15 protein-coding genes are annotated in these 18875 nt (G+C 68.9%); 13 read left to right on the top strand and 2 right to left on the bottom strand.

Going from position 1 to position 18875, the window contains the following annotated elements; translation table 11 throughout:
* Positions 1-25 precede the first annotated feature (25 nt).
* The 11 genes from ACIQTP_RS26380 to ACIQTP_RS26330 are packed head-to-tail and all read left to right on the top strand — an operon-like array spanning position 26 to position 12183.
* On the top strand, positions 26-820 hold the full coding sequence (locus ACIQTP_RS26380) for a thioesterase II family protein (RefSeq protein ID WP_403403864.1): 795 nt from the start codon (positions 26-28) through the stop codon (positions 818-820).
* A complete protein-coding gene (locus tag ACIQTP_RS26375) occupies positions 817-2181 on the top strand; it encodes an MATE family efflux transporter (protein ID WP_403403861.1) in 1365 nt (454 codons plus the stop codon). Before ACIQTP_RS26380 ends, ACIQTP_RS26375 begins: the two co-directional genes overlap by 4 nt.
* Before the next feature lie 30 nt (positions 2182-2211).
* On the top strand, positions 2212-2478 hold the full coding sequence (locus tag ACIQTP_RS26370) for an acyl carrier protein (protein WP_403403858.1): 267 nt from the start codon (positions 2212-2214) through the stop codon (positions 2476-2478).
* Complete coding sequence (locus ACIQTP_RS26365) at positions 2475-2804, top strand: phosphopantetheine-binding protein (protein WP_403403855.1); 330 nt, start codon at positions 2475-2477, stop codon at positions 2802-2804. The genes ACIQTP_RS26370 and ACIQTP_RS26365 overlap by 4 nt, the downstream gene beginning before the upstream one ends.
* Positions 2797-4401 carry an amino acid adenylation domain-containing protein gene (locus tag ACIQTP_RS26360; protein WP_403403852.1) on the top strand — a complete coding sequence of 535 codons (1605 nt, stop codon included), beginning with the start codon at positions 2797-2799 and terminating at the stop codon, positions 4399-4401. The genes ACIQTP_RS26365 and ACIQTP_RS26360 overlap by 8 nt, the downstream gene beginning before the upstream one ends.
* Before the next feature lie 3 nt (positions 4402-4404).
* Positions 4405-7338, top strand: a complete 2934-nt coding sequence (locus tag ACIQTP_RS26355; protein WP_403403849.1) for an amino acid adenylation domain-containing protein — start codon at positions 4405-4407, stop codon at positions 7336-7338.
* 53 nt (positions 7339-7391) lie between these two features.
* Positions 7392-8237: a phytanoyl-CoA dioxygenase family protein gene (locus tag ACIQTP_RS26350; protein ID WP_403403846.1), complete on the top strand. Its 846-nt coding sequence runs from the start codon at positions 7392-7394 to the stop codon at positions 8235-8237.
* A gap of 59 nt (positions 8238-8296) precedes the next feature.
* Positions 8297-8503 carry an MbtH family protein gene (locus tag ACIQTP_RS26345; RefSeq protein ID WP_403403843.1) on the top strand — a complete coding sequence of 69 codons (207 nt, stop codon included), beginning with the start codon at positions 8297-8299 and terminating at the stop codon, positions 8501-8503.
* Complete coding sequence (locus tag ACIQTP_RS26340; protein ID WP_403403840.1) at positions 8500-9288, top strand: thioesterase II family protein; 789 nt, start codon at positions 8500-8502, stop codon at positions 9286-9288. The genes ACIQTP_RS26345 and ACIQTP_RS26340 overlap by 4 nt, the downstream gene beginning before the upstream one ends.
* A gap of 32 nt (positions 9289-9320) precedes the next feature.
* Positions 9321-10352: a TauD/TfdA family dioxygenase gene (locus tag ACIQTP_RS26335; RefSeq protein ID WP_403403837.1), complete on the top strand. Its 1032-nt coding sequence runs from the start codon at positions 9321-9323 to the stop codon at positions 10350-10352.
* 16 nt (positions 10353-10368) lie between these two features.
* A complete protein-coding gene (locus ACIQTP_RS26330) occupies positions 10369-12183 on the top strand; it encodes an amino acid adenylation domain-containing protein (protein ID WP_403403835.1) in 1815 nt (604 codons plus the stop codon).
* Between the two features lie 467 nt (positions 12184-12650).
* Here the strand turns inward: ACIQTP_RS26330 and ACIQTP_RS26325 are convergent, their stop codons facing one another.
* Positions 12651-15125 carry a SpoIIE family protein phosphatase gene (locus tag ACIQTP_RS26325; RefSeq protein WP_403403832.1) on the bottom strand — a complete coding sequence of 825 codons (2475 nt, stop codon included), beginning with the start codon at positions 15123-15125 and terminating at the stop codon, positions 12651-12653.
* A gap of 81 nt (positions 15126-15206) precedes the next feature.
* A complete protein-coding gene (locus ACIQTP_RS26320; protein ID WP_403403829.1) occupies positions 15207-17669 on the bottom strand; it encodes a SpoIIE family protein phosphatase in 2463 nt (820 codons plus the stop codon).
* Between the two features lie 483 nt (positions 17670-18152).
* Between ACIQTP_RS26320 and ACIQTP_RS26315 the strand changes: the two genes are divergently transcribed.
* Positions 18153-18407, top strand: a complete 255-nt coding sequence (locus ACIQTP_RS26315) for a hypothetical protein (protein WP_403403827.1) — start codon at positions 18153-18155, stop codon at positions 18405-18407.
* Positions 18408-18435: 28 nt separating this feature from the next.
* On the top strand, positions 18436-18855 hold the full coding sequence (locus ACIQTP_RS26310) for an SsgA family sporulation/cell division regulator (protein WP_403403824.1): 420 nt from the start codon (positions 18436-18438) through the stop codon (positions 18853-18855).
* Positions 18856-18875 lie beyond the last annotated feature (20 nt).

The following is an 18875-nucleotide window of genomic DNA, read 5'->3' as shown; positions in this document are numbered from 1 at the left end:
GGACGGATGGGAAACAATCTTGGCAATGCCCAGGCTGAGAGATCTGACCAGATTTTCCGGATTCGATTCACGCGGATCACACAAAGAGAGCTTCACGCTTTTCGTCATGCCGCACGCCGGCGGTTCCGCCACCGGCTATCTCTCACTGGTGTCCGCTTTTCCCGAGAACTGGCGGATACTGGCCGCCGAACTGCCCGGGCGGGGCGCCACGGCGGGGCAACAGGCGTGCGCCACCGTCGAGGAGGCCGTGTCCCGGCTGCTGCCCGTCGTACGCGACAAGGCGCCCGGACCCTATGCCGTACTCGGCCACAGCATGGGCGCCCTGGTCGCCTACGAGCTCACCCGGGAACTGGAGCGGACCGGTCGGCCGCCGACGCTGCTCGCCGTCTCGGCCAGTCCCGCCCCGCATCTCTCCGGCCACTCCAGGAGATTTCGCGATCCGAGGTCGGACGAGCAGCTCAGGGAATTCCTGCGCGAGGCCGGGGGAACTCCGCAGGAGGCTTTCGACGAGCCGGAGTTGATGAAATATCTGGTTGACATTCTCCGCATGGACCTCACTATGATGAACCGCTATGACCGGGGTGTCGAGAAGGCGATCCGCACACCGATCGCCGCCTATTTCGGGGAGTTCGACACCTTGGCGGGCGAGGACCTTGTTCTGCCATGGAGCATGTATTCCGAGGAGTCCGTGACATTCAGGTCCTGGCCGGCCGGACATTTCTATCTTTTTGAGCACACTCGAACATTCGCCGCGCAACTGGCACACGATGTCGGTACGGCTACCGAGAACCCGTCCTCGGCGAGGACGGCACGGGGATGACGGAGAGAACGGAACACCGCGGTATGCCGCAACAGACCTTGCAGAATCCGGTCAAGACCATCGCGCTGGCAGCACTGCCGCTCTATGTGACCATGATCGCTTCATCGGCCGGTGCGCTGGTGGACACCGCCGTGCTCGGCCGGCACGGCACGGCTTCGCTCGCCGCTCTCGGTGTCACCCTGGCGATCTACTCACCGGCAACGGCGACGGTCGCCGGCGCCATGCGCGGAGTGATGCCGTTCGTCGCGGCCAAGGACGACGACCCGGACGCCCTCCTGCCCGTGGTGCGCGACGGCATGTGGCTGGGCGTCAGCACGGGACTGCTCGGCGCCCTGGCGGTGGGGGCTGTACCGCTCATCGGCCGGGTGTCCGGTGTTCCCGACACGACCCTCGCGCAGCTGGGCGTTCTGCCGGCGCTTCTCGCCTGTAGCGTGCTGGTGGCCGCCATCGGCAATTCGGCCACGTCCACCCTCGTCGGTCTGGGACGGTCGCGGCTGGTGATGCGCGCGGGCCTGACCGGTACGGCGACTGCTGTGGTGCTCTCGATCGTCCTGGTGGGCGGCGTCGGGTCGTGGAACGGTCTAGGGGCACCGGGGGCTGGTATCGCGATGCTGTGCTCCAGTGCGATCAGCGCGACGATCGCGCACTGGGCGCTGCGCCGCTCCACGATTCTGGTCGGCAGGCGGCTGGGACTCGGGCGACCGCACGCCCGCGCGTTGCTGGCCCTGGCCAGGGTCGGACTGCCGCTCGCCGCGACCGTGCTGATCAAGTTCGCCGTCCTCGGCGTGCTCACCTTCGCCGCCGCCCGGGTGAGCAGCAGCACCGCGGCCGCGCACAGCATCTCCGTCTCGCTGGTGAACGTGATGTTCACCGCTGCCGTCGCGATCGGGCAGGCGACGATCCCCCTGATGTCCCCGTACCTGAAGACACGCGACGTCGGCGGGGTACGGCGGGGGGTGACGGCCTCGTTGAAGGTGGCGCTGATGGCCGTGGCCGTGCTGGGCTTCGTCGTCTTCCTGTTCCGGTCCCCGGCGGTCTCGCTTTTCACCCATGACCCGAAACCCCGCGACCTGGTCATCGGGATGATCCCGCTCATCCTCGTCGTGGTCATGACGGACGCGCTGCAGGCGGTGCTCGGGTTCGGGCTGATCGCCATCAAGGACACGGTGCCGAGCCTCGCCGTCTTCGCCGTGTGCTACGGGGTGCTCGCCCTGGTGGCGGTTCCAGTCGCCGCCGCGGGCGGCTTGTCGGCGCTGTGGACCGCCCTGGCATGCGCCAACGCCCTGTTGTGCGTCGGACAGGCGTGGTTCTTCCGCCGGCGTAGCGGCAGGTTGCGGGATCACGCTCTGGCTTCCGCGTAGACAACGACAAGCGAAGGACTTCGACAACACATGACAGAGACTCAGGACACCCCGCACCTCACGGCGGCCGAGTTGCGGCCGCTGATCCGGAAGGTCTGGGAAGAGGTTCTCCAGCACGGCGACTTCACCGATGACGACCGCTTCTTCTCCCTGTCCGGTGGGAACTCCCTGACCGCCGTCCAGGTCATGGTCGCGCTGAGCCGGGAGACCGGGAGCAGACTGCCGATGCGGCTGATCATTCGGCACAGGTCTGTGGCCGAGCTGGCCGCCGCCATAGCCGAACAGGCGGGCCGGTGACCGTCGGGGGCGGTACCGGGGTGGAGCCGGCACATGAGCAGACGCAGCGGCGCGAGGAGTTCCGTGCGGTCGCCCCCCGAAAGCCCGAAGAGGCGGTGACGTCGACCGTGGCCAGGTTGATGGCCGAGGTGCTCGAGGTCGACCGGGTGGGGCTGGACGACAGCTTCTACGACTTCGGAGGGACGTCGCTGCAGGCCATGCGGTTGTGCATCCGCCTCGAACGGGAGACCGGCGTCCCCGTCCAGCCAATCGACGTCTTCGAACACCACGTACTCAGCGACCTGGTCGAGTGGTTGTCGTCGCGGCGGGAGGCCACGCATGGCTGAGCCGGCCGGGCCTCTGGAGCTGGTCCATTCCGCGGTGCGCCACCAGGCCGTGGTCCGTCCCACCGCGACGGCGCTGATCCATCGGGGCGAGCGCATCGACTACCGCACCCTGGACGACGCCGCGGAGACCTACACCGCCGCACTCGCCGAGCGCGGAGTGGGACCGGGACACATCGTGCCGCTGCTGCTGCCCCGCTCGCCCGAACTGGTCGCCCTCCAGCTCGCGGTCCTCAAAAGGGGTGCGGCGTATGCCGGCGTCGACCCCCGGTGGCCCGACCGGCGGCTACGTGCGGTCTTCGACCTGCTCGGCGACCGGCACACGCTCGTCGTGGCGGACGGCACACCGGCCGGGCTTCGGGTCCCGCTCCTGCGCGTGGGCCCGGGAGATCTGCACAGGGCGGCTTCGGCCCGGGCCCGGGCCGAGCCTGCCGACCAGGTGACGGCCGACACTCCCGCCGCGGTGATCTTCACCTCGGGGACGACCGGTGTGCCCAAGGGTGTGGTGCTCGCGCACCGGGCGATGACCCGGATGTTCCGCGAGGTCCCTCCTCCTGGTTTCGGCGCCGGCCATGTCATGCCCCAGGCGGCGCCGCCGTGGTGGGACATGTACGCGTACGAACTGTTCGGCCAGCTGACGACCGGCGGCACCTCCATGCTCGTGGACGGCGACCACCTGCTGCCCGGGACTCTGCGCCGCCTGATCCAGGACGGCGCGACGACCCTGCGCCTGACCACCACTCTGTTCCACCTCTTCGTCGACGAGGACCCGACGTGCTTCACCGGCCTGAGGCAGGTGTTCGTGGGAGGCGAACGGCTCTCCCCACACCATGTGCGGACCTTCCTCGGCCACCATCCCGAGGTCCCCGTCACCAACGGCTACGGGCCCGCGGAAAGCTGCATGCACGCCACGTCGCACCCGGTGCGCATCCAGGACTGCGACCGGGAGGCCGGCATTCCGTTGGGCACCCCGGTGCCCTTCACCACGGTGGCCGTGCTCGACCCGGACGGGCGGGCGTGTCCGCCGGGCCGTACCGGCGAGATCCACCTGGCCGGGGAAGGGCTCGCGCTCGGATACCTGGGCGAGCCGGAGCTGACTGCTCGCAGCTTCGTCGTCGTCGAACTCGAGGGCAGGCAGGTGCGGGTCTACCGCACCGGCGATCTCGGTCACCTGGACGAGGCGGGGACGCTGCACTTCCACGGGCGCACCGACCGGCAGTTGAAGGTCCGCGGACACCGGGTGGAGGCGGTCGAGATCGAAGCCCTCGCCTCGTCGGTCGCGGGGGTCCGCAGCAGCACCGTCGTCGGGATCACCGCCGCCGACGGCTCCGTCACCGGGACCGCCCTGTTCTACACGCTCGTCCCCGGCACCCCGCTCGCCACCGGAGGAACGGAGAGCGATCCACTGGCGCTCCGGGAGCGGTTGGTCTCGCTCCTACCCGACTACCACCTCCCCGCAGCGGTCCGGGTGGTCGACGGCTTCCCTCTCACCCCGAACGGAAAGCTCGACCGCACAGCTCTCAATCTCCTCGTCCGTCGCGGGTCGCGCCCAGCGCGGCCGAGAGCGACCGTGACCGCCGAACGCACGAAGGGAGAGTGAATCGTGACCAGCCACACCGAAGACGTCTCCCGCATCGCACCGGGCGAGCCCCCGGGGACGTACCCACTGACCCGTGAACAGGAGGCGATCTGGCTCAACGACGCCTTCACCGAAGGCCGTTCACGGTACACCGTGCTCTGGGCGCACCGGCTGCGCGGTGACGTCGACCCGGATGCTGTGGAGTGGGCCCTTGACCAACTGGTCGCGCGGCACGAGGCGTTGCGGAGCCGGTTCGTCATGGAGCCCGACGGCCTTCGCCAGCTCGTCGGCGCCGGGGCACCCAGCCGCATGGAACGGGTCGTCTGTCCGCAAGGCGGCCTGGAGGAACGGTTACAGGAGCTGGCGGCCGGAAGGCTGGACCTCACCCGAGGGCCCGTGCGCGCCACCCTGGTGCAGGCGGGTCCGGACGAGTGGGTCGTCTGCCTCCTGATCCACCACATCGTGATGGACGACTGGTCCCTCTCCCTCCTGGACAAGGAGTTCAGCCACTTCTACCGTGCCCATCGCGCGGACGGTCTCCCAAGCCCGCGGGTTCTTCGGCCGCCGGCGCTGCAGCTCGGTCAGTACGCGGCCCGGCAGCGGGCCCGTGCCGTGGACGAGGACGCGTTGCGTCACTGGTGCGACCGCCTCCAGGACCTGCCGGAGAGCTCGACCATCCGGCCCGACCGTCCGCGCCCGGTGGAACTGGGCCACGGGGGTGGACGGGTTCCGTTCCGGGTTCCCGCGCAGGTGGCCGATGCGGTACGGGCGTTCGCCCGAGCCACCCGCACCACGCCCTTCACCGTCCTCACCGCCGCCGCCACCGCGTTGGTGCACCGGCACGGCAGCGGCAACAACGTGGTCCTGGGGACTCCCGTCTCGCGGCGCGGCGGTGCGGACCTGGACAAGCTGGTGGGCTGCCTGAGCGACTTGATGCCCGTGCGGGTGAGCGTGGACGCCGGCATGTCCTTCCGCGACCTCGTCACGTCGGCCCGCGGCGAGGTACTGGAGCTGATGCGGTACCGGGAGGTGCCGTTCTCGGAGCTGGTGAGGCGGACCGTCACCGGCGAGGACCGCAGCAGGTTCCCCTTGTTCCAGGTGGTCGTGGCCGTCAACGACAGTCATGACAAGGGACTGGACCTGCCCGGCGTCGCGGCCGAGCGTCTGTATGTGCACCCGGGCACCACCAAATTCGATCTGTGCCTCGACCTCGCGGCCGACGCCCACGGCTTCCGGGGGTTCCTCGACTACTCCACGGATTTGTACGAGCGCGACACCGCCCGACGCATCGCGAACCGGTACTGCCGTCTGCTGGAGTCGGCGATGGCGGACTCGGACCTGCCGCTCGACGAGCTCGTCCTGCTGCCTTCCGAGGAGCTGGCCCTGGTGACCGGGGCCTGGGCGCAGGCACCTGCCGCCCCGCGGCCTCCCGTCCTCGTCCACGAGGCGTTCGAAACGCAGCGCCGCAAGACGCCTGAGGCTCCGGCCGCCGTCTGGCGCGACCGGCAACTGACGTACGAGGAGCTGGGCTCCGCGTCGGACTCCCTTGCCCGGTCCCTCGGCCGGACCGGCAGCCGCGGTCAGGCCGTGGGCATCCTGATGGAACGCTCGCTCGACATGGTCATGGCCGTCCTCGCCGTGCTGAAGTCGGGGGCGCCGTACGTGCCGCTGGACCCGGCCTATCCGCCGGACCGGCTCGCCTACATGATCCAGGACAGCGGCCTGCACACGCTGCTCACCCAGCCGTCCCTCCGGGACCGCTGCGCCGTGCCCGAGACGGTCCGGGTCCTCGAACCGCAGGACTGGCAAGGGCCTGCGGGGGCTGTCGGTGAACAGACCGAGCCGCCCGGTGCGGGACGGGACGACCTGGCCTATCTCATGTATACGTCCGGTTCCACGGGCGTTCCCAAGGGGGTCGCGATGCCGCACGGCGCGGTGGCCGGCCTGGTGGACTGGCAGTGCCGGGACTCGGCGGCCGGTCCGGGCGACCGCACGCTGCAGTTCTCGGCACTCAGTTTCGACGCCTCCTTCCTGGAGTTCTTCAGCACCTGGTCGACGGGCGGCACCCTCGTCGTCATCGACGCGGAGGACCGCACCGACTACGACGCCCTGTTGTCTGTCATCGCCGGACAACGGGTGATGCGCATCTTCCTGCCGTTCGTGGCGCTGCAGAGCATCGCCACCTACGCCACCGCGATGGATTTGCCGACTCCCGCTCTCAAGGAGTGCATCACCGCGGGCGAACAGCTCCATGTCACCCCGGCGATACGGGAGTTCTTCGCCCGACTCGACGGTGGCACGCTGTTCAACCAGTACGGGCCGACGGAGACGCACAGTGTCAGTTCCCTGCGCCTGGACGGCGACCCCGCCTCCTGGCCGCTCATGCCCACGGTAGGTTTTCCCATCAACGGCGCTCAGGTCTACATCCTCGACGAACGCCTGCGGCCGCAACCGGCCGGAGTGCCGGGCGAGTTGTGCGTCTCCGGCCCCCCGGTGTCCCACGGCTACTGGCGACGTCCCGATCTGACCGCCGAGAAGTTCGTCCGGCACCCCCTTCCGGGCCGGGACGGCACGCTCTACCGCACCGGTGACGTCGCCAGATTCCTTCCCGACGGGAGCATCGAATTCCTGGGGCGCAAGGACGGCATGGTCAAGATCAGGGGGTACCGGGTCGAACTCGGCGAGGTCGAGGCCCGGTTGCGAACCGTACCCGGGGTCGCCGACGCCGCGATCGTCGCGCAGGCGGTCGGCATCGGGGACACCCGGCTGGCCGCCTACTACCGGCCCAGCACGTCACCGGGTCCCGACTCGTCGGACCTGCGCCGGGTGCTCGCCGAAACCCTTCCCGACTACATGCTCCCGTCGGTGTACCTGCCGGTGGAACACGAGTTCCCGCGCACGCCCAGCGGAAAGGTCGACCGCCTCGCTCTCGCCCGGTCTTCCGCGACGCAGTCCTGAGATCCCGCCGAAACGCCAGGAATTCACCCGCGAATCAAACGGAGTGCACAAGCATGGCATTTGCAGTCGAACCGGCCATCTCTGATCTGAAATCGGATTACGACCGGGATGGTTGGTGCAAAATACCTCATCGTTTCGACGACGAGACAGTCGGTCTGCTCCGCGAGCGTATCGACTCCATCTGTGGCCGGCGCCGGCCGGAAGTCGTGTACGAGAAGGACGGCAAGACGGTCCGTGCCGTGCACGGATGCCATGCCTTCGACGACATCTGCGCGGCGCTCGTACGGCATCCGCAACTGGTGACGCTGGCGGAGGCCCTGCTGGGCGGCCCGGTCTACGTGTACCAGTTCAAGGTCAATCTCAAGCAGGCCCACGAGGGTGCCGCCTGGCCATGGCACCAGGACTTCGCCTTCTGGCGCGAAGAAGACGGCATGCCGCGGCCCGACGCGGTCAACATCGCCGTACCCCTGGACGATGTGCACGAGGGCAACGGACCTCTTGTGGTCATTCCCGGATCGCACACCCTGGGACTTCTCGATCTGCCCGCGATGACGGGAGAGGACGAGAAGAACGGCTGGCTGCAGCACGTGTCGGCCGACCTCACCTACACGGTGACCGGCGCCAGGGCGGATTCACTTGCCCGCGAGCACGGGAAAGTCCTGATCACGGGGCGGGCGGGATCCCTCCACGCGTTCCATCCCAGCATCGTCCATTCCTCGTCCAACAATCTGTCGGCGGACCGCCGCGCCCTGCTTCTGATCACGTACAACGCGGTCGGCAACGCCCCCACGAATCCCACGCGCCCGGAATTCCTCGTCGAACGGGATTCCACGGCGACGACTCCCGGCGGCGACGGGCGTCTCAGGCTCGTCCCCGACGTGTCACCGTCCGATGGCTGAGCCGGACGACGGTCCCGGCCCGTGCGCCCCGGTCCCAACAGCAACTGGAGAGACTCGCGTTGAGTAACCCCTTCGACGACCCGGACGGCACCTTCGCAGTGCTCGTGAACGCCGAGAACCAGCATTCCCTGTGGCCCGCCGTCGCCGGAGTGCCGGCGGGTTGGACCGTCGCCCTCCCGCCGAGCGGCAGGGAGTCCTGTCTCGCGTACGTGGCGCGGCACTGGACGGATCAGCGTCCCGAGAGCCTCACGAGGAGTACGCCATGACCATCCGAGACGACCATGCTCCGCTCGTCCCCGACGATGTGGTCTGGGCGGTGGACGGCGGCACGGCCGGCCACGGCAGCTCGCTCCTGGTGCTCCCCCACGCCGGTGGCAACGCCCACAACTACGCGCAGTGGCGGGAGTTGCTGTCCGAGAACGTCCGGCTGCTGATCGGCCAGTACCCGGGACGCGGTGCCCGGTTCAGCGAGCCTCTGCCGCGCGACATCGGCGAGCTGGCCGAGCCGGTGCTGCAGTGTCTGCCGGACGACACCGACGATCTGGTGATCCTGGGACACAGCATGGGTTCCCTCGTCGCCTTCGAGATAACCCGGGCACTCACCGGGCAGGGGCGGCCTCCGCGTGCCCTGATCGCCTCCAGTTGCCGGCCGCCCTTCCTGCCGAACCCCAGTCCTGTGCACGCGGAGATGCTCACGGACGAGGAACTGGTCGCCGCGATCGAAGCCCGTGGGGGAACCGATCACACCATCCTGAACGAGCCCGAACTCCGCGAGATCATCCTCCCCTCGATCCGCGCCGACTTCGCCATCGACGACCGGTACCGGTCCCCCGACGACACGGCACAACTGCACTGCCAGGTTCTCGCGATCGGCGGCGTGGACGACCCGATCGTGCCGGCCGAGGCACTCGTGCGGTGGTCCGAGGTGACCGACGGTCCCACGTCGACGGAATTCCTCCCGGGCGGCCACTTCTACTTCCAGCAGCAGCCGCACGCGTTCATCGCGATCGTCCAGGCGCTGATCGACGGCGCCCCCGCCCTGCACGAGTGAACCCGACCGGCCCATCCTCAGGAGGTAGTTCGATGCCAGGACGCGTCAGCGTCGCGCCCACCGACCTCGACGTCCGCCGGGCGCCGGGGACACCGCCCCTCGTCCACACGCCTCCTTGCCGCGACATCACCGTAGCGGTGGACTGGCTGTCCGCGCACCGGACGCAGATCAGACAGGAGTTGCTGCGATCAGGGGCCCTCATGCTGCGCGGGCTGGGTGTCCGCGACACCGCGGACTTCGCGCGCCTGCGCGATGTGCTGATACCTCAGTCTGCGGGTTACAAGGAGAAGGCCACCCCCCGGACCGATTTCGGCGAGGGCGTCTTTTCCTCCACCGATCTTCCCGCCATGCAACCGATCCGGTTGCACAACGAGAACAGCTACACGCTGGACTTCCCCGGCACCCTGCTGTTCGGCTGCATCACCGCCCCCGAAGAGGGCGGCGCGACGACCGTGGGCGACATGCGTGAGGCGCTGCGCCGGATACCGGCGCACCTGCGTGCCCGTTTCGAAGCCGCCGGCTGGCTGCTTCTGCGCAACTACTCCGAACTCGCCGGCCTGCCCTGGCAGAAGACCTTCTCCACCGAGGACCCGGCGGTGGTCGAGGCGTACTGCCACGACCACACGATCGGTCACGAGTGGCTGGCCGACGGCTCACTGCGCACACAGCAGCGCCGGTCCGCGGTCGTCTCCCACCCCGTCACCGGCGAGAAGGTGTGGTTCAACCACTTCGCCTTCTGGAACCAGTGGGCGCTGGACGAGGACGTCCGCGACGTCCTCGTCGAGACGTACGGCGAGGACGGCCTCCCCTTCGACACCTACCTCGGAGACGCGTCCCGTCTGAGCCGGGAGGACGTCGAGGCGCTCATCGCCGTGTACGACGAGGTGACGGTCCGGGAGGAGTGGCAGCCGGGCGACCTCCTCCTCGTGGACAACATCCTGTGCGCACACGGCCGGGAGGCCTTTCGAGGAGACCGCCGGATCGTGGTGGCCATGGGCGATCCGGTCAGGCTCAACAACTGCCACCCCGTGACCGCGCCGTCGACGACGGCTCTCGACAACTGACCGGAGGAACTTCGCCGTGCACGGAAACGACACCGCACCTGCCGTGGCACCGCCTCAGGATCTGCTGGCCCGTCTGAGCGAGGTGCCCGCCGACCGTATCGCCGTAACAGCCGGCGACACGAGTCTGACCTTCGGGGCGTTGCGTGCCGCCGCGGCCCGGGTGGCCACCCGTCTGGCCGAGCGCGGCGTGGGGGCGGAGAGCCTGGTGGCGCTGAATCTGCCGCGCGGGGCCGATCTGGTCGTCGCGCTGATCGGCACACTGACCGCCGGCGCCGCGTATGTGCCGGTCGACCCGAGGCTGCCGACGGACCGGCAACGCGATCTCGTGGAGGACGCCGCGGCGGATCTCGTAATCATCGCATCCGAGGCCAGCACGCCATCAGCCAGTGACCTTCGCCATGTGCCGCTCACCGCGCTCACTGCCGCGCCGGCCGAGGAGGCTTGTGGGGACGACAGCTACCGACCGGTGCCGGTCCGGGGGGAGAATCTCGCGTACGTTATCTACACCTCGGGGTCCACCGGCCGCCCGAAGGGTGTCGAGGTGACCCGCGGCTCGGCCTCGGGGCTGCTGGCTGAACTGGAACACTTGGGGATCGCTCGTCCGGGCGTGGGCCGCGTCGGGTGGAACGCCTCGCCCTCCTTCGACGCGTCGGTCCAGCAGTGGGTCCGTCTGTGCCGTGGCGACACTCTGGTTTTGATCGACGACGAGACCCGGGCGGACCCGTCGCTTCTCGCCCGGCTGATCGACGAGACCGCCCTCACCGACCTGGACATCACGCCTTCCCATCTCGGCCCACTCCTTGAGGTCCTCGGCCCACCGGCCCCATGCGAGGGCGGGCGAACGGACCCCGCTCTCACGTTGCTGGTCGGCGGTGAGGCCATCAATCCGGCGCTGTGGAGTCGCATCGCCGCACTGGTCGAGGAAGGGCGGCTGCGCGCGGTCAACCTCTACGGACCGACGGAATGCACGGTGGACGCGACCGCGGGGTGGATCACGTCCGACCACGGGCCGCACATCGGAACCGTCCTGCCCGGTCTGCGGGCGCGGCTACTGGACGACCGGCTGCGCCCCGTCGTCCCCGGTGAGGAGGGGGAACTCTACTTGACGGGCTCAAGGGTGGGCCGTGGCTATCGCGGGCGCCCCGACCTCACGGCGGAGCGATTCGTCGCCGACGTGGAGGCCCCCGGGCAGCGGATGTACCGGACGGGAGACCGGTGCCGCGGCCTGCCCGACGGCCGGCTGGAATACCTCGGACGTGCCGACGGTCAGGTGAAACTGCGCGGTCACCGGATAGAGCTCAGCGAGATCGAGTCGGTCATGGCCCGTCATCCGGGGCTGACCGAGGTGGCGGTGGCGTATCGGGATGACCTCCCCGGCGGGCCCGGGCTCGTTGCCTACTATCGTGCGGGGAACGCGGTCGACGAGCCGGCGCTCCGCGCTCATCTGACCGAACGGCTTCCGGCGTACATGGTGCCGTCGGCCCTCATGCAGGTCAGCACATTCCCGGTCAACGCCAACGGCAAGCTCGACCGAGGCGCGCTGCCGCTGCCCTCTCCTGCGGCCACTCGACCGGGGAGCACCCAGCTGGACGGGCCCATGGAAGAACTCATCGCGAGGGTCTGGTCGCAAGTCCTGGGCGTTCCGCACATCAGCTCGGACGACAACTTCTTCAAACTCGGCGGCCATTCGCTGCTGGCCATCAAGCTGGTTGCCCAGGTCCGTGCCGAACTGGGGCTGCATCTGCCGATCAAGACGGTGTACGCCACGCCTCGGCTGAATGACCTCGCACGGCACATCGATTCCTTGGCACATGACCAGTCGGTGGGGTGAGACTGGATTACACCTTGGCTGCGACCACCTTCATCGCCGCCCACTCGGTCGGATCGTTCGGGCGGTTCTCCACAACCATGCGCACCGCACGCTCGCGAAGCTCGGGAGGGTAAGGGGACGAACGTGTCATGCCGGTTCCGAAGGCGCATGATCTCGTAGTGCAATGACCAGCGGCCAGATCAGCGCCGGCCACTGACCTGCGCCGCCCAGGGGCCTGGAGACCGATCGATGTCGGCGGTCATGTCTTGGCTCTGACCGCGATTTCGGATGCTGTTGGTGAACTTCACGGCTCATGGCCTGCGCCACTGCCGCTACCGCGGCCTGGCAAAGACACACGTCCAGCACGTGCTCTCAGCCGCCGGAACCACCATCGTCCGACTCAGCGGATGCTTCCCGCCCGGCACCACACCGGCTTCCCTGCCACGACCCCCCGGTCACTTCCAGCGGCTCTGCCAAGGACTCACGGCCTAGAGATCACCAACAGCATCGATTTCGTGACGGTCAGGGTCCTGGATGCCTTGCTCGGACCAGATCGTCTTGCCGTTCTGGCCATGGCGGCAGCCCCACCGTCCGCCGAGTTGAGAGACGAGGAACAGGCCACGTCCTCCCTCCTCGGTTGTGCGGGCACGCCGCAGGCGGGGTTGGGTGCTGCTGGAGTCGGTGACCTCACACACCAGGACGTGGTGGCGAATCAGACGGAGGTCCATCGGCGGACGGCCGTAGCGGATGGCGTTGGTGACCAGTTCGCTGACGATGAGTTGGGTGGTGAAGAGGAGGTCGTCAAGGCCCCACACGGTGAGTTGGCGGGCTATCCACTCTCGGGCTTTGGAGACGGCGGCCGGATCGGCCGGGATCTCCCAGTGAGCGGTGTCCGCCGCTGGGACGGCGCGGGTGCGCGCCAGCAGCAGGGCCGCGTCGTCGCGCGAGGCCTGGTCCGCCAGGTCGGCGAGGAGAGCTCGGCCGGTTTCGTCCAGGGCACGATCCGGACGGCAGTGCACGGCGAGGGCCTTTGTCAGGCGTGGCAGGCCTTGGCCGATGTCGCGATCGCCCCGTTCGACCAGGCCGTCGGTGTAGAGGGCGAGCACGCTGCCCGGCTCGACGTCGATCACGGTGGTCTCGTACGGCATGCCGCTCAGGGCGAGTGGTGGCCCCGGGGAGATCCCGACTGCTTCGGCGGTCCCGTCCGGCCGGACCAGGACGGGGGGCGGGTGCCCGGCACTGGCCATGGCGCAGCGCCTGGTGACCGAGTCGTAGACGGCGTACAGGCACGTGCCGCCGACGATGTCGCGGTCGCCGGACGGGGCTTCGGCCGCGAGGCGCTGGACCAGGTCCGCGAGCCGGGTGAGCAGCTCGTCCGGTTCGAGTTCCAGGTCCGCGAGCGTCTGGATGGCAGCGCGCAGGCGGCCCATGGTGGCGCTTGCGGGCATGCCGTGGCCGACCACGTCTCCGGCGACAAGGGCCACCCGGAGAGAGGGCAGAGCAATGGCGTCGTACCAGTCGCCGCTGATGTCCGCTCCCCCGCCTGCGGGCAGGTAGACGCCGGCGGTCTCGGCTGCGGGAGTGTCGGTCGTTTCGGGCGGAAGAAGACGCTGCTGCAGCGCTATGGCCGCCCGGTGCTCGCGTGTGTAACGGCGAGCGTTGTCGATGGCGAGCGCACCCCGTGAGGCGATCTGTTTCATGAGATCCGCCTCGTCCTCGGTGAAGGGGGTGGATCGGCCGCAGCGCCAGGCCGTTATGGCGCCGAGCGTGTGCCCGCGGGCATGCAACGGTGCCACCATCATCGAATGGGTGTCCTTCGGGACGAGATACTCGATCAGCTGCGGGTCTTTGACCATGGCGATGAAGTCGTCAAGGTCGAAGACGACTGGCTCGCCGTGGCGGAAGCTGCGCAGCAGGGGGTGGTCGGGAAGGGGTGGGATGGACTCGCCGCGCTTGATGCCGGCCGGCCACTCCGCGCCGGCCGACGCGAGGGCCGCGTTGCCCATGTCTCCACCGCCCAGCTGCTTCGACGGTTCGTCCCCGTCGAAAACGGAGTGTGCGAGGTCGACGGCGGCGAGGTCCCCGAACGCGGGTGCGAGGACTTCCGCAAGATCCTGCGCAGTACGCACGACATCCAGGGATCTTCCTACGCGCTCGGCCACTTCACGGGCGAGATCCAGATTCCGGCGCGCGCGCATCTGGTCGGCGTTGTCCAGGTACAGGGCCGCGACCCCCGTGGGGCGTCCTCGCGCGTCCTCCAGACGGAAGGCGGAGAGCGACAGCGCGTGCTGTCGCGCCGGATCGTGCCGCCAGCTCACCTGCTGGCTTCTGCGGACCACTGGGGCACCCGTCTCGAGTACCTGGCGCAGTACTGCCTCGAGGCCCTCGGCATCCTCGGCGTCCTCGGCGCACAGCATGTCGCTCAGCCGAGCGCCGGGTTGTACCGGACGGCCGTCGAGAGTGTTCGGCGTGGCGTTCGTCTGCACAGTGGTCAGATCCGTGTCGTACACGGCGATCGTGATCCGGTTCTGTGCGGACAGTGCACGCAGGAGCGCCGCGCCGTGCTCGTGGCCGGCGACGTGGTGTGTAGGGGCCGCCAGGACGAGGACCTCCTCCGAGCCGGAGCACCCCACCTTGGTGGTCCGGAAGGTGACATCGATGGTGTCGCCGCATTGATGCCACAGCCGTACCCGGCCGGACGCCGGCATCTCCGCCTCGCGCGGGTCGTCCGGGAGGTCGGCCACCAGTTCCCGCACGAGGCGGCCACAGACCTCCTCGGCGCGGAACCCGGTCAGCTCCTCTGCTGCCCCTGTCCACCGCACCACCGCGCCTCGATGGTCGAGCACGGCGGCCGCCGGCCCGTCGAAGGCGTACAACCCTCCGCCGGGACCGGAGCCGCATACGTCCCTCGATCCTTGGGAGGCGCCGGCCGAGCAGGCATTCCCGACATTCTCTAGGTCCATTACGTGACTTCCTTCGCGAGAGCCTGCCGCTCGAGAGATCGGCATGCTGTGGCGGCCGTCGGCCGCCCGGTCGGCAGCGCGTCACGCCGCAACGGCTTTGGAGGGCAGGTCCTGTTCGGCCCAGACGACCTTGCCGTCCGTCGCGGAGCGGGAGCCCCACCTGCGGGACAACTGCGCGACGAGGAAAAGGCCGCGGCCCTGCTCGTCGAAGACGCGGGGCTGACGGGGGCGTGGGTGGCTGGTGTTGCTGTCGGAGACTTCGCAGGTCAGGACCTGGTGCTGGATGAGGCGTAGGCGGATCGGGCCGCCGCCGTGGCGGATGGCGTTGGTGACCAGTTCACTGACGATCAGCTTCACGGTGGCCACCAGATGCTCAAGCCCCCATTCGCTGAGCTGACGGGCGGCCGCCTGTCGGGCGATGCGGAGAGCGGCCGGCTCGTTCGGCAGTTCCCACGAGGCGACCTGGGCCGGTTCGAGTCCGCGGGTCCGCGCAAGGAGCAAGGTGACATCGTCGGCCGGGGACTGAGTCGGCAAGGTGCCGATCACGTGGGAGCACAGGTCTTCCAGCGACGAACGGGACTCGGCCAGGGCGGCGCCCAGGCGATCCAGGCCCACGTCGATGTCGTCGTCGCGGGACTCGACCAGCCCATCGGTGTAGAGCGCGAGCAGAGTTCCCTCGGGCATTTCCAGTTCCACGGACTCGAAGGGGACCAGACCGAGGCCGAGGCCGAGCGGGGCCCCGGCGGGCATGTCGGGGAAAGTGATGTGGCCTTGCGGGTCGATGACCGCGGGCGGGGGATGCCCGGCCCGCGCCATCGTGCACCGCCGGGTGACCGGGTCGTAGACGGCATACAGACAGGTGGCGCCAACCGCCGCGGGGAGCTGGTCCGAAGCGTCGGTGTCTTCCTCGCTCAGCCGCCTGACCGTGTCGTCGAGGTGCGCCAGCAGTTCGTGGGGAGGCAGCTCCATGTCCGCGAGCGTGCGGACGGCGGTGCGCAGTCGGCCCATCGTCGCCGCCGCGTTGATGCCGTGGCCGACCACATCTCCGACAACGAGGGCCACCCGGGCGCCGGACAGCTTGATCACGTCGAACCAGTCACCCCCCACCCCGTGGTCCAAGTCGGCCGGCACGTAGCGCGAGGCCACATCGAGGGCGGCGCCGCCGCCCACATGGTGAGGGAGCAGGTCGCGTTGGAGCGTCAGGGCCGCCGTGCGTTGACGGGCGTACTGGAGAGCGTTGTCCAGGCTGAGCGCGGCCCGGGTGACGAGCTCCTCGGCGAGGAGGAGGTCGTCCTCCTGGAAAGGCGTCGATTCCTCGGAGCGGCCGAAGACGGCCAGTCCCAGCACACAGCGCCGCGCCCGGATGGGTACGACCATCAGAGAGTGGACGCCGGTGTCGCGGAACTTCTGCGTCCGCACCGGGTCGTGACTGACCCAGGGCCCTGAATAGGTGTCCAGCACCGATTCCAGGTAAGACCTGCCCGTGCGCAGGGCGGTGGCGAACAGCGAGGTCGGGAAGGGGCGGATCACCTCTTCGCGCACCCATGGCAACTTGAGGATGCTCGGGTCGACGGAGGCCACCCCGGCACGGCGCAGCACAGGTGGGCGGCCGTTGGCGTTGCCGGTCCCCGCCGAGGGATCCACGCCGAACGGAACCGACTCCATCAGATCGACGAGTGCGTGGTCGGCCAGCAGGGGTACGGCGAGGTCGGCCAGTTCCTGCCCGGTCCGCATGACCTCGAGGGTGCTGCCGATGCGCGTGCTGGCTTCGCTGAGGATGGCAAGGCGCTCGCGCGCCCGCCGGTTGCCGGTGACGTCCACGCTCATGGAGCACACTGCCAGCGCCGTGCCGTCCGCGTCCTGGAGGCAGAAGAACGAGGCCGAGAACGCGTGCTCCCGGCGCCGGTCCGTCGACGACCACGCCCGGTACTCGTGGACCATGGTGGTGCCGCTCTCCAGCACCTGCCGCATCACCACCTCGAGCGCTTCGGCCTCGACGGCGGGCAGTGAGTCCCGCAGGCGGCGTCCGAACCGTCGCTCGCGAGGAGTGCCGTCGTGGCGCTCCATGGCGTCGTTGACCCAGGTACAGCGCAGCTGCGGGTCATAGACGGCGATGCCGATCGGTGCGTGGGCCAGGAGCGACTCCCGCACAGCTCCGTTGGATGCCTCCGAGGACAGGGTGCCTATGTCCGTCACGGACACCAGCCACCGGGTGCCGGCGTCCTGACCCCACAGCAGCGAGATCCGCAGCGTCATTCTGATGGCGTGGCCGTCGCGGTGGCGGACCGTCACGGTGCCGGACCAGCCACCCTGGGCATGGCACTGCTCGGCGAACGCCGAAGCACTCGGGGCGTTCTCGGCGGGCGGCAGCACGTGTGCGGCGGACCGGCCCACCACTTCCCTGGCCGAGTACCCGACAAGCTGCTCGGCGGCGTGCGTCCACCCCACCACGGTCCCCTCCGCATCGAGCATCGCTATTGCCGCATCGGGCGTCTCTCGGGGACTCACCGGTTCGGTGAGTGGCGTGTGGTCGGCGTTCGTCATCCGGTTCTTCCCGTCGGTGTGGGTGTGAGACAGCGTCGGCGGGTGCAGCGTCGGCCCGATCGGTGGCCGTGGTGGAACGGCGCTGGCTGGGGGGTGAGGATCGCCCCGGGAGGACCTGCCGCGCTGAGCGGGCGACATGGCGCGGACCTCGTCGACGGTTCAGCGATCTATCGGCACGACGTCCGCCGACCTTGGACCACTTTGTCCACTTCTGATGGAATAGTCAGATACGACGGCTTTATCGTCAATCCCCCCGGAACTGATCAAACGCACCGATGTGACCGTGAGGTGAGCTGCCGATCTCGTGCGTGGGGCAGGCCGTGCGGACCATTTTTGCCACCTCGACATTTCCATACGACGTATGGTAAACCTGGGAGGGTAGTTCCGTACGCCGTATGGAAAAGTTGCCCGGCCATGCCAGGTGTCGCATATCGCCTGATGCGGTCGCCCGGTGCAGATCGCACCCATCGGGAAGGGAAGATCATGAAGAAGCTCACGAGGCGCGTTGCCGTCACCGCTTGCTCCGTGGCGGTCGCGAGTGCCGCTGTTCTTGGTGCCGGGGGTACGGCTTCGGCCGCGACTTCCGCATCCGCGCACGTCCAGCGTCCGGCCGTCAGTGTCGATGTCGGCGACTACCGCTGGGACCACGGTGTCGGCTTCCTGCTCGAACTGGGTTACTCCTGGGACGAGATCCATGGCTGGCACTGCGACGGCCCGGACGAGATCAGCGGTCGCTGAACGCCCGCTCGCGCGGGAGTGGAAATCGATGGAGTCTTTGAAGACCGTCATGCAGGGGGTGGCCGTAGAACTCGTCATCTCGCGCACCTATTCGCTGTCCATGCGCATGAGCCTGCGGTACGAGCCCGCTGATCCCTATGTCGTCCGTGCCGTCTTCTTCGCCGACACCGGCGGGCCGGTCGAATGGGTTCTGGGGCGTGACCTTCTGGCCGATGCTCTGACCGGCTCCGCCGGGTGCGGGGACGTCCGGGTCTGGCCTGGCGTCGCCCCTGGTGACCAAGCGATGTACATCGTCCTCGGGTCTTCGGCGGGCACCGCCCTGCTCGAGGTGCCCGTGCGGGACGTCAGGACCTTCCTGGAGGACACGGAGGCGCTGGTGCCACGGGGTACCGAGTCCGGGCACATCGACTGGGAGCCCGAACTGGCAAACCTGTTCGCGAAAGGCTGAGAGAAGCCTCCCAACCGCCG

The sequence above is a fragment of the Streptomyces sp. NPDC090798 genome (genome assembly GCF_044768965.1).
GTDB lineage: Bacteria > Actinomycetota > Actinomycetes > Streptomycetales > Streptomycetaceae > Streptomyces.
The sequence above is the reverse complement of the archived record's forward strand: the minus strand, read 5'-3'. Positions and strand labels throughout refer to the sequence as shown.

Coding starts and splice junctions, on each gene's coding strand:
- ACIQTP_RS26380 (WP_403403864.1), top strand. CDS start 26: ATGCCCAGGCTGAGAGATCTGACCAGATTTTCCGGATTCGATTCACGC.
- ACIQTP_RS26340 (WP_403403840.1), top strand. CDS start 8,500: ATGACCATCCGAGACGACCATGCTCCGCTCGTCCCCGACGATGTGGTC.
- ACIQTP_RS26375 (WP_403403861.1), top strand. CDS start 817: ATGACGGAGAGAACGGAACACCGCGGTATGCCGCAACAGACCTTGCAG.
- ACIQTP_RS26325 (WP_403403832.1), bottom strand. CDS start 15,125: ATGGACCTAGAGAATGTCGGGAATGCCTGCTCGGCCGGCGCCTCCCAA.
- ACIQTP_RS26370 (WP_403403858.1), top strand. CDS start 2,212: ATGACAGAGACTCAGGACACCCCGCACCTCACGGCGGCCGAGTTGCGG.
- ACIQTP_RS26310 (WP_403403824.1), top strand. CDS start 18,436: ATGGAGTCTTTGAAGACCGTCATGCAGGGGGTGGCCGTAGAACTCGTC.
- ACIQTP_RS26315 (WP_403403827.1), top strand. CDS start 18,153: ATGAAGAAGCTCACGAGGCGCGTTGCCGTCACCGCTTGCTCCGTGGCG.
- ACIQTP_RS26350 (WP_403403846.1), top strand. CDS start 7,392: ATGGCATTTGCAGTCGAACCGGCCATCTCTGATCTGAAATCGGATTAC.
- ACIQTP_RS26335 (WP_403403837.1), top strand. CDS start 9,321: ATGCCAGGACGCGTCAGCGTCGCGCCCACCGACCTCGACGTCCGCCGG.
- ACIQTP_RS26320 (WP_403403829.1), bottom strand. CDS start 17,669: ATGACGAACGCCGACCACACGCCACTCACCGAACCGGTGAGTCCCCGA.
- ACIQTP_RS26360 (WP_403403852.1), top strand. CDS start 2,797: ATGGCTGAGCCGGCCGGGCCTCTGGAGCTGGTCCATTCCGCGGTGCGC.